Genomic DNA, 1,075 nt, shown 5'->3' on the forward strand with positions numbered 1-1,075 from the left:
AATCACTCATATCAGGCTCTGCATTTGCACTAAATGAGAAGACAACAAATATCACTAACAATATAAGTGTTAAATAAATTTTAATTGCTAACCAAATCGATTTAAAAGGGTTTTTTAATATATACATAAAGAAATTTTTAACAGGGTTTAAAATGTAATAATTTAAATATTCAAGATACTGAGCAGCTTTTATGTTCATGTTCTTGCACCTTGAAAGCCTATTACGATTGCTTTTGCTACCATTGCACCGTAAAAAAACACTACAATTGCCCACATAATTTACACTCCTTATTTAGACTTGGATCAAAAAAGGAGGCATAAGCCCCCCTTGGTAATGCAAAAATTTAATTACGAACCAAAGAATTTAATAACTTGGTTGTAACCCCAACGTGTGAACGGTGGTAAAACTTTAATTGCAGCCATTGCAGTGATACCGCCAACAACCGCAGTCGCAGCAATCGCGCCAGTAATAGCCGAGAAGTCCACCCCCTCTGCCATAGCTGTCATTGGTAGTGTGAACGCTGCTAAAACTAATAATTTTGATTTTGCTTGAAATTTCATTTTTAAACTCACTTTTGATTTAAAAAATTAATTACTTCCCCATACCCCCAAGATACGAGATAAGAAATTAATATTGTTGATAATCCCGCCATGAATAACATTGCATATTCTGCGCTTGTAAACATATTGGGGTCTACTAAGTAGCGTATCCAGTACGCCAAATCCGCGCCCTCGTTCAGCAATAAGCCCGTACAATCATTAGGATTAATTACTTGTTCCAATTGATACGAACCATCTTGATTTTCAAGAGCACAAAACATTTACGAAACCTTTTGTAATTTATTTTCTACGAAAGGAGTTAACTTCTTTTCTAATCTGTTTTTAGTTTTCATTTTTTTCTTTCTCTATATTTTCGTTTATCAATTTTTGCTGACTGTTTATAAAATCTTTTTCATAATACTTGTGACGTAAATTCATTAATATTGCAGGGAATAATTGATGCAATATAAAAAATATTGACACTATTACTCCCGATAAAATTAACCAATTCATATTTAACCCTACTTAGCCGTTC

3 protein-coding genes are annotated in these 1,075 nt (G+C 33.1%); all 3 read right to left on the reverse strand.

Annotated features, from left to right (window positions below; all coding sequences use genetic code 11):
* Positions 1-199 (reverse strand): hypothetical protein (locus tag CJF42_RS28255; protein WP_212668878.1); only part of this gene is annotated, 199 nt, incomplete at its 3' end.
* Positions 200-348: 149 nt separating this feature from the next.
* The gene (locus CJF42_RS26145) at positions 349-561 is read right to left on the reverse strand and encodes a hypothetical protein (RefSeq protein WP_095369392.1); all 213 of its coding nucleotides are present in this window, start codon (positions 559-561) and stop codon (positions 349-351) included.
* 8 nt (positions 562-569) lie between these two features.
* Positions 570-821, reverse strand: a complete 252-nt coding sequence (locus CJF42_RS26150) for a hypothetical protein (RefSeq protein ID WP_095369393.1) — start codon at positions 819-821, stop codon at positions 570-572.
* Between the last annotated feature and the right edge of the window lie 254 nt (positions 822-1,075).

The sequence above is a fragment of the Pseudoalteromonas sp. NBT06-2 genome, assembly GCF_002276045.1.
Lineage (GTDB): Bacteria > Pseudomonadota > Gammaproteobacteria > Enterobacterales > Alteromonadaceae > Pseudoalteromonas.